Genomic DNA, 9,287 nt, shown 5'->3' on the forward strand with positions numbered 1-9,287 from the left:
CTAGCACTCCACTACGTTGACGGCGAGGCCCCCACGGGAGGTCTCTTTGTACTTGGATTTCATGTCCGCGCCTGTCTCGCGCATGGTTTTGATGGCCTTGTCCAGGGACACTTTGTGGCTGCCATCGCCGTGCAAGGCAAGGCGGGCCGCGTTGATGGCTTTGACGCTGGCGATCGCATTGCGTTCGATGCAGGGGATCTGCACCAGCCCGCCCACGGGATCGCAGGTAAGGCCCAGGTTGTGTTCGATGCCCACTTCGGCGGCATTTTCCACTTGCTCGGGCGTCCCGCCAAGGACTTCGCAGAGGCCGGCCGCCGCCATGGAGCAGGCGGAACCCACTTCACCCTGACAGCCCACCTCGGCACCGGAGATGGACGCGTTGATTTTGAACAGGATTCCGACGGCGGCCGCCGCCAGCAGGAACCGCACGACACCGTCGTCGTTGGCTCCTGGAACAAACTTGGTGTAATAGTGCAACACTGCCGGGACAATGCCGGCAGCGCCATTGGTGGGCGCGGTGACGATCCTGCCGCCCGCAGCGTTTTCCTCATTCACTGCCAAGGCGAAGAGGTTGACCCATTCCATGGCGAGGAGCGGGTCCGCTGAGGCACTACCGTTCAGGTCCGCGTCGGTTTCGGAAAGCTTTTTGAACAACGACGGCGCCCGTCGCCTGACGCTCAAACCTCCCGGCAGGATTCCCTCGGCAGAGCAGCCGTTGTCAACGCACTCCTGCATGACAGCCCAAATGCCCAGCAGCCGTTCGCGGAGTTCCTCTTCGGAACGCCACACGAGTTCATTGGCCAGCATGACGTCCGAGATGGACATGCCTTCGCGCTCGCAGATCGCCAGGAGTTGGTCCGCCGTGGTGAAGGGGTAGGGGAGAACGGTGTCATCGGCTACCACTTTGTCGGTGCCGGTTGCGTCCCCGTCCACCACGAAGCCGCCACCGATGGAGTAGTAGCTGCGTTCCCGGAGCACGCCGCCCGTGTGGTCCAACGCGCGGAACGTCATGCCGTTGGGGTGTGCAGGCAGCGACTTGCGGCGGTGCAGGACCACGTCCTCGTCCCAGTTGAAGTCCACCCGGTGGTTGCCGCCCAGACGCAGTTCCGCCTCGAGTGCCGCCGCCGCGACCTGGTCGTCGGCCGTATGGGTGTTCACGGTTTCGGGGGAGTGGCCTTGCAGCCCCAGCACCACGGCTTTGTCTGAGCCGTGGCCCCGGCCGGTGGCGCCCAGGGAGCCGAAAAGCTCAGCCTGGACGCGCACCGTGGCCGGAAGCTGGCCGGACGATTCGAGACCGTCCGTGAACTGCTTTGCCGCGCGCATGGGGCCAACCGTGTGTGAAGACGACGGCCCGATGCCAACAGAAAACAGGTCAAGCACACTCAGTGCCATCAGGGGACCTCAGGGGAGGCGTATTCCCTCATGGCGTCCAGCAGCCAGCGGCCCAGGAAGTCGGCAAACGAGGCCCGGGGAAAGATCCGGTAGGAGTCCTCGGAAGTCTTCCACAGCATCACCGGGATGTGTGCAAGTTCCGTGGAAACGGCCGTGCCCGGCTTGAAGACACGCGGGTGCAAGTCCAGCGCGCAGGTCTTTTCCAACACTGCCCGGGCGTGGCTGCCGGAGAGCTCGAACGTGGTTCGGTTGGCGGACAGGTCCACCACCTGGCCTGCGTCGTTGCCCAGTGCAGTGGTCAGATCGCTGACCAAGGATCCGCCCAGTGAATCGTGGGCTTCCTCCGGCGCCACCACCATGAACTCGGTGGGGCCGAGCCACAGGGTGTTGACGGAATCCGTCCCCGTCACTTCACCGCAAGCGGCAGGCAAGCCGCCGGTCACGGACGCAACGCGGGCGCCGGCGTTGGACGTCCGGTCAACCCGGATGCCCACCATGGCCTGGTACGGGATCTCGGTGAGTGTCACTATGCCCGGAACTGAGCCGGACGTGAACGCCTCAGCCAGGTGCTGGGCCGGGCTGCGCCGTGCCCCACGAACACTGTTCACGGTTTCTGCGGGGGTTGCTGTTTCAGCCATCTTTGCGGGTCCCTTCAGCATCGAAAAGTACGGTTTCGCCAACAACCACGTCCACCAATTGGTCTCCCAGCGAGGCCACCAAGGTCTCGCCGATGCGGTTGCGGCCGTTCTGGATAAGTGCCAGGCCGAAGGAACGGCCCAGCGCGGCGCTGTGGTAGCTGGAGGTCACGAAGCCCTCCATGGGGACGGGTCCGTTGGCCGGGTTGACGGGGATGCCCTTCTCCACCAGCTGCGTGCCTTCCGGCAACCGCAGCGAGTGGTCTACGGGAAGAACGCTCACCAGGTGCTTGCGGTCTTCGCGGCTTGCGTCCTGCCGGAGGTAGGAGCGCTTGCCGATGAAGTCCTTGGCCTTGGAAACGATCCAGTCCATGCCCGCGTCCTGCGGGGTGACCGTACCGTCGGTGTCCTGCCCCACGATCGGGTAGCCCTTCTCGGCGCGGAGCACGTGCATGGTCTCCGTACCGTAGGGGGTGATGTTGAACTCGGCACCCGCGGCAGCAACAGCTTCCCAGGTGTTGAGTCCGTACCAAGACGGGATGTTAATTTCGTAGGCGAGTTCGCCGGAGAAGGAGATGCGGCAAACGCGTGCCTGCACTCCGGACGCCAACGTGGTTTCGCGGAAGGTCATGAACGGGAAGTTCTCGGCCTCCAGGCCACCGTTTTCGGCGAGCTGGGGTGCAACCTTGGCGATCACGGCGCGGGATTTCGGGCCAACCACGGCAATGGTGCTCCACTGTTCAGTGACGGACGTGCAGACCACGTCGAGTTCCGGCCACTCTGTCTGGTGCCACTCTTCCAGCCAGTCCAGCACCTTGGCTGCGCCGCCGGTGGTGGTGGTCATGAAGTAGCGGTCATCATCCAGGCGCAGGGTCACGCCGTCGTCGAAGATCATGCCGTCCAGGGTGCACATCACGCCGTAGCGTGCGGATCCCGGTGCGAGCTTCTTGAAGGCGTTGGTGTACACGCGGTTCAGGAATTCACCCGCGTCCTTGCCGCGGATCTCGATCTTGCCCAGCGTGGTGGCGTCCATGAAGCCCACGGAATCGCGGACGGCGGCGCATTCACGCAGGACTGCCGTGTCCATGTCCTCACTGCCCTGCGGGTAGTACCAGGGGCGCTTCCACTGTCCAACATCTTCGAACAGTGCGCCTTGGGCCACGTGCCACGGGTGGATGGAGGTGACTCTTGCGGGGTCGAACAACTCGCCGCGCTGGCGGCCAGCCAGGGCTGCGAAGGCGACAGGGGTGAACGGTGCACGGTACGCCGTGGTTCCGATCTCGCCGACGCCGGGGATGCTCTCTGCGCCACCGAACTTCAGTGCTGCGGCGATGACACCGATCGCGTTGACGCCGGACGTCTTGCCCTGATCGTTGGCCGTGCTGATGGAGGTGTACCGCTTCACGTGCTCCACGGACCGCATGCCCGCACCGGTGGAGCGGAGGACATCGGCCACGGACTGGTCGCGCTGGAAGTCCACAAAGTGGTGGTGCCACTCGCCGGGCTCGCCGGTCTGGCCGGGAACCAGCCAGAGCTGACGGCTCGGTGCACTTGCCACGGGAGCCTGCAGTTCCATCGGGGTTGTTGCGGATTCGAACCCGGCAGCGATGGATGCTGCTGCTCCGGCCGAGATACCTTCTGCCAGGCAGTCCTGGAGTTCGTAGCTGCCCCGGCCTGCGCCCACCACCTGCTGGTCCCTTACGGGAGCGGTGGGGATGAACGCTGCGAGCTCGTCATCCCAACGCAGTTTGCCTTGACGCTGGCTGTGGAGGTGAACCACCGGGCTCCAACCACCAGAAACTGCAAGAAGATCGGCAGCCAGCTCTTCGACGCCCGAGGTGAGTTCGCCGTCGTCGTTAATACTGCGGACGGTGACCCCGTTCAGGCGGCCACTCTCATCCGCGGAGGTGTCAGCCACGGCGCTGCCGATGAGGACCCGGGTACCGGACTCGACGGCGGCGGCGGCCTTCGCGCTGATCTGCGGACGGGCGTCGACGACGGCGGCAACCGCCACGCCTGCTGCCTTCAGATCCGCGGCAAGAGCGTAAGCGGAATCGTTGGTGGTGCTGATGACCACGCGCGATCCGGCGGCCACGGCGTAACGGTTCAGGTAAGTGCGGGCTGCCGAGGCGAGCATGATGCCCGGGCGGTCGTTGTTCTCGAAGACCAGCGGACGCTCATGGGCGCCCGGAGCCAGGACAACCTGCTTGGCACGGATGTGCCAAATACGCTGGCGGGAGACACCCGATGCTGCCGGAACGCTCAAGTGGTCGGTACGGTTCTGGGCTGCGATGAAGTAGTTGGAGTCGTAGGAGCCGAATGCGGTGGTGCGGTTCAGCACCGTGCATTCAGCGGCAGAAACCAGCTCGGCCTCCACGTCCGCAACCCACTCCAGGGCCGGCTTGCCCTCGATTTCTTCCGCCAGATCCGGGGCTGTGGAACCGGAGAGCAGTGAGCCGCCGAGCTCGGGCTGGTCGTCGATGAGGATGACGCGGGCGCCGGTGCGGACAGCTTCGCGGGCCGCTGCCAGGCCGGCGATGCCGCCGCCGACAACCAGTACATCCGTGTGGACGTACTTCTTGTCGTACTCGGCCTTGTCCTCGTTCGGGTCAAGCTTGCCCAGACCGGACAGGAGCTCAACGTTCATGCCGTCCACCAAGGAAACTGCGGTGGCGGGAAGCATGGACTCGGCAACGTGGCCCGGGAAGCGGGGAGCGATCTTGACCAAGGCGTTGGACTCTTCTACGCCGGCTGCCATGATGCCGCGGGGGCGGTCCTCATAAAGGGAGTTGCCGGCGTTGATGTGGCCATTGGCCAGCAGTGCCGAAGCGATGGTGTCCCCCGGGTGGCCGGTGAATTCCTGGCCGTCCACGGTGAAGCGCCAGGAGATGCTGCGATCGATGCGTCCGCCGGTGGCGAGGCGTGCGTTCTTGCTGGTCACTTCTAGACTCCTTCCGAAGAGATGGGGGTGGTAGCTGTGGGGGAGGCGGCGCCGGGAGAGAGGCCCGGTTCGCCGGCTTGGCCGAACTCACCGGCCTGGGTGAACTCGCCCGGCTGTTCCGGTGCTTTCTTTGGACTCGTCACCTTGATGTCCGGCCGGGGCTGGCCCATGCCGTAGATGGAGTGAATCTCGTAGCTCACGGTGTCGCGGAGCATGTTGAACCACTGGCGGCAGCCTGTGCTGTGGACCCAGCGTTCTGCGAAAGTTCCCTTGGTGTTCTCGCGGTAGAACAGGTATTCAGCCCATTCGCGGTCCGTGAGGTCGTTGGGGCTCTCCGGGTAGGCGACGTGTGCTTGGCCGCCGTAGTGGAATTCGGTTTCGTCGCGTGGCCCGCAGTTGGGGCATGAAATGAGGAGCATGTCTTTTCCTGTCCTGTCCTGGCTAGTGGGCTACGGCTGCGGCGCCGTGTTCGTCGATCAAGGCGCCGGTCTCGAAGCGTTCCAGCGCGAAGGGCTTGTTCAGCTGGTGCGGAGCGCCGGTGGCGATGGTGTGCGCGAAAGTCAGGCCCGCCGCCGGAGTGCCCTTGAAGCCGCCGGTTCCCCAGCCACAGTTGACGAACATGTTCTCCACCGGGGAGAGGCCAACAATCGGGGAAGCATCCAAGGTGGTGTCCACAATGCCGCCCCAGGTCCGGAGCACGTGGGCCCTGGCGAAGATCGGGAAGAGCTCAACGGCTGCTGCCATCTGCTCCTCGATCACGTGGAACGAGCCGCGCTGGCCGTAGCCGTTGTAGGAGTCCACACCGGCGCCCATTACCAGTTCGCCCTTGTGGGCCTGGGATACGTAGACGTGGACGTGGTTGGACATGACCACCGTGGGGTGGACCGGCTCGTGCAGTTCAGACACCAGCGCCTGGAGCGGGTGGCTCTGGATCGGCAGGCGGAAGCCTGCCATTTCTGCCAGGACCGAGCTGTGGCCGGCGGCGCAGAGGCCTACCTTTTCGGTGTTGATGGTGCCGCGCGTGGTCTGGACACCGGTGACCTTGTTGCCGTCCTTGATGAAGCCGGTAACTTCGCAGTTCTGGATGATGTCCACGCCAAGCTCATCGCACTTGCGGGCGAACGCCCAGGCCACGTGGTCGTGCTTGGCGATGCCTGCGCGTGGCTGGTACGTGGCGCCCATGACGGGGTAGCGGATGTTGTCGCTGATGTTCAGGATGGGGCAAAGTTCCTTGACCTGCTGCGGGTCAAGCCATTCGGCGTCAACGCCGTTGAGCCTGTTGGCGCCCACCCGGCGTACGCTTTCGCGGACATCGCCCAGGGTGTGGGCCAGGTTCATGACGCCGCGCTGGCTGAACAGGAAGTCGTACTCCAGCTCTTCCGGGAGGATTTCCCAGAGCTTGAGGGCGTGCTCGTAGATGGCTGCGCTCTCGTCCCAGAGGTAGTTGGAACGGATGATGGTGGTGTTGCGGGCCATGTTGCCACCGGCCAGCCAGCCCTTTTCAAGGATGGCGATATTCGTCATCCCGTGGTTCTTCGCCAGGAAGTATGCGGTGGCCAGGCCATGCCCGCCGCCGCCCACAATCACGGCGTCGTAGCTTTTCTTCGGGTCCGGGTTGCGCCAGAGGAAGTCCGGGTGTTCGGGGAGGTGGTCTGCACTCACTTGGCTGCTCCAATCAGTTCTGCTTCGGTTACGGCGCCATTGCCGTTGTGGTTTAGGTGCGGGTAGAGGGGGAACTTGTTCGCCAGGGCGGTCACGCGGTTGCGGAGTTCGACGGCGGTGGTCTCGTCCAGGGTGACGTCACCTTCGGCGCCTGCCTGGGTGCCTGCTTGGGTGCCGCTGTTCGCTGCGGCGATCAACGCCGTCGCAATGATGTCCGAAACTTCGGTGAAGTCCTCGGCGCCGAAGCCGCGGGCGGCTAGGGCTGGGGTGCCGATGCGCAGGCCGGACGACACCATGGGTGGGCGGGGGTCGAACGGGACGGCGTTGCGGTTGACGGTGATGCCGATCCGGTGCAGCGTGTCCTCGGCCTGCTGGCCGTTGAGGACCGAGTGGCGGAGGTCGGCGAGGACAAGGTGGACATCGGTTCCGCCGCTGACAACGGAGATGCCGGCTGCGGCAACGTCGTCCTGCAGGAGGCGCTGGGCCAGGATCTTGGAACCCTCAAGGACGCGGAGCTGGCGTTCCTGAAACTCGGGCTCGGAGGCCATCTTGAAGGCAACGGCCTTGGCTGCGATGACGTGTTCCAGCGGACCACCCTGCTGGCCGGGGAAGACTGCCGAGTTAACCTTCTTGGCGATCTCGGCGTCGTTGGTCAGGATCACGCCACCGCGCGGACCGCCGAGGGTCTTGTGGGTGGTGCTGGTGACAATGTGGGCGTGCGGCACGGGGCTGGGGTGGAGCCCAGCGGCCACGAGGCCGGCAAAGTGGGCCATGTCCACCATGAGGTAGGCGCCCACCAGGTCAGCGATGCGGCGGAATTCAGCGAAGTCCAACTGGCGGGAGTACGCCGACCAGCCGGCCACGATCAGCTGCGGCTTGCTCTCCAGAGCCAAGCGCTCAACTTCAGCCATATCTACGGTATGGGTGTCCTCGCGGACTCCGTACGGAACAACCTTGTACAACTTGCCGGAGAAGTTGATGCGCATGCCGTGGGTCAGGTGGCCGCCGTGGGCGAGGTTCAGGCCCATGATGGTGTCGCCCGGGGTGATCAGTGCGTGCATGGCCGAGGCGTTGGCCTGGGCGCCGGAGTGGGGCTGGACGTTGGCGAACTCTGCGCCGAACAGGGCTTTCAAGCGGTCAATGGCGAGCTGTTCAATCACATCAACGTGTTCGCAGCCGCCGTAGTAGCGCTTGCCGGGATAGCCCTCGGCGTATTTGTTGGTCAGCACCGAGCCCTGGGCTTCCATGACGGCCGTAGGAGCGAAGTTCTCAGAGGCGATCATTTCCAGCGTGGACTGCTGGCGGATGAGTTCCTGGGCGATCGCCTGATCGACCTCCGGGTCCGCCTGTGCAAGCGGGCGGATCAGCGGTTCAACCATGGTGTTCTCCTTCAAAAGCTTGTCTAGTGGCCGACTGTTAGGCAACTGATATATTAGAACTATTGCCATAGTATGTTGAAGATCACATGGTCGTCAACAGGTCCGGGAAACTCATCCGTGGGACCGTGGTTGTGACAACGGGAGAGAGCAATGAGCGCAGCACTTGAAGCACTGGAGTCAGCTCCGCAGGGCACGTCCCTAGCAGAGAACGCCTACCTGCTGCTGCGCGACAGGCTCATCATGCTGGACGTCAAACCCGGCGACCCCATCAACGACGGCCAGATCGCCGCCGAACTGGGCGTCGGGCGCACTCCTGTCCGCGAAGCCATCAAGCGCCTCGAAAGCGACCACCTCGTGGTGTCCTACCCCCGGCGCGGCACGTTCGCCACCGGCGTGGACATCACCCAGCTCGCCGAGGTCTCCGAAATCCGCGAACTGCTGGAACCGCTCGCCTCCAGGAAAGCTGCCCGGATGGCCAGCCCCGCCATGCGTTCCGAGCTCCGCGCCGTCGCCGCCGCGATCCGGGATCTTGAAGGTCAGGACAATTCCTCCCAGGAACTGATGCGCTACGACATCCAGGTGCACAGGCTAATCTACAAAGCCTCCGCCAATGCGCATCTTGAAGATGTCCTCATCCGGTACGACAACCTCGCCACCCGCATCTGGTGCCACATGCTCGAGAAGATGCCCTCCGTTTCCGGCCACATCTCCGAGCACGTCGACCTCCTCACGGCCATTGCCGACGGCGACGAAGACCGTGCCGCAGAGCTCGCCCTGCACCACGTAGTCAGCTTCGAAGAGACCATCCGCAAGGTCCTCTAGCTTTCCTGCCCTGCCGTGCTCCCGCCTTCCGGCGGCGGGCTCATCCTCTGCGCGCTAGGTCGTCACTCCCTTAGACGCGCGCTGCCGGATAACCCCACCCCCTCCCGATCCACTCTCACATCCCGCGGTTTTGAGCTGATCGCTCTCTCAGGTCTTGCGGGTTTGGGTGGGTCGCTCTCTCACGTCTTGCGGGTTTTTTGGCGTCGCTCTCTCACGTCTTTCGGTTTTGAGCGGGTCGCTCTCTCACATCCCGCGGTTTTGAGCTGATCGCTCTCTCACGTCCCACTGGGAGTTGCTGGATGCAATCTCCAGTGGGCCTATGGGGCCGACTTGCCCTAGGTTGCAAGCCTCGCCGCCCGGCCCGCGGGAACGTGGACAGCAGCCAGGAACGAAGGGCTCGACGTCGATGTGGACTTGAGTGCCGACGACGCCTCCTCTGCGGCCGTATGGTTTTCT

The 9,287-nt window shown here is 64.3% G+C and carries 7 protein-coding genes; 1 reads left to right on the forward strand and 6 read right to left on the reverse strand.

Annotated features, from left to right (window positions below; translation table 11 throughout):
- The 6 genes from EU811_RS06195 to glyA are packed head-to-tail and all read right to left on the reverse strand — an operon-like array spanning window position 1 to window position 8,009.
- Window positions 1–1,392 (reverse strand): L-serine ammonia-lyase, encoded by a 1,392-nt coding sequence (locus EU811_RS06195; protein ID WP_142937610.1) that lies wholly within the window; start codon window positions 1,390–1,392, stop codon window positions 1–3.
- Window positions 1,392–2,030 carry a sarcosine oxidase subunit gamma gene (locus EU811_RS06200; protein ID WP_142937611.1) on the reverse strand — a complete coding sequence of 213 codons (639 nt, stop codon included), beginning with the start codon at window positions 2,028–2,030 and terminating at the stop codon, window positions 1,392–1,394. Before EU811_RS06200 ends, EU811_RS06195 begins: the two co-directional genes overlap by 1 nt.
- Window positions 2,023–4,968, reverse strand: coding sequence for an FAD-dependent oxidoreductase (locus EU811_RS06205; protein ID WP_142937612.1), 2,946 nt, complete (start codon window positions 4,966–4,968; stop codon window positions 2,023–2,025). Before EU811_RS06205 ends, EU811_RS06200 begins: the two co-directional genes overlap by 8 nt.
- A gap of 2 nt (window positions 4,969–4,970) precedes the next feature.
- Complete coding sequence (locus tag EU811_RS06210; RefSeq protein ID WP_142937613.1) at window positions 4,971–5,387, reverse strand: sarcosine oxidase subunit delta; 417 nt, start codon at window positions 5,385–5,387, stop codon at window positions 4,971–4,973.
- Window positions 5,388–5,409: 22 nt separating this feature from the next.
- Window positions 5,410–6,630, reverse strand: a complete 1,221-nt coding sequence (locus tag EU811_RS06215; RefSeq protein WP_142937614.1) for a sarcosine oxidase subunit beta family protein — start codon at window positions 6,628–6,630, stop codon at window positions 5,410–5,412.
- Complete coding sequence (gene glyA / locus EU811_RS06220) at window positions 6,627–8,009, reverse strand: serine hydroxymethyltransferase (RefSeq protein WP_142937615.1); 1,383 nt, start codon at window positions 8,007–8,009, stop codon at window positions 6,627–6,629. Before glyA ends, EU811_RS06215 begins: the two co-directional genes overlap by 4 nt.
- Window positions 8,010–8,159: 150 nt before the next feature.
- On the opposite strand from glyA, the gene EU811_RS06225 reads away from it, so the two are divergent.
- Window positions 8,160–8,831, forward strand: coding sequence for a GntR family transcriptional regulator (locus EU811_RS06225; protein WP_142937616.1), 672 nt, complete (start codon window positions 8,160–8,162; stop codon window positions 8,829–8,831).
- The last annotated feature ends 456 nt before the right edge of the window (window positions 8,832–9,287 follow it).

Source organism: Arthrobacter sp. TS-15 (assembly GCF_006964045.1).
GTDB lineage: Bacteria > Actinomycetota > Actinomycetes > Actinomycetales > Micrococcaceae > Arthrobacter.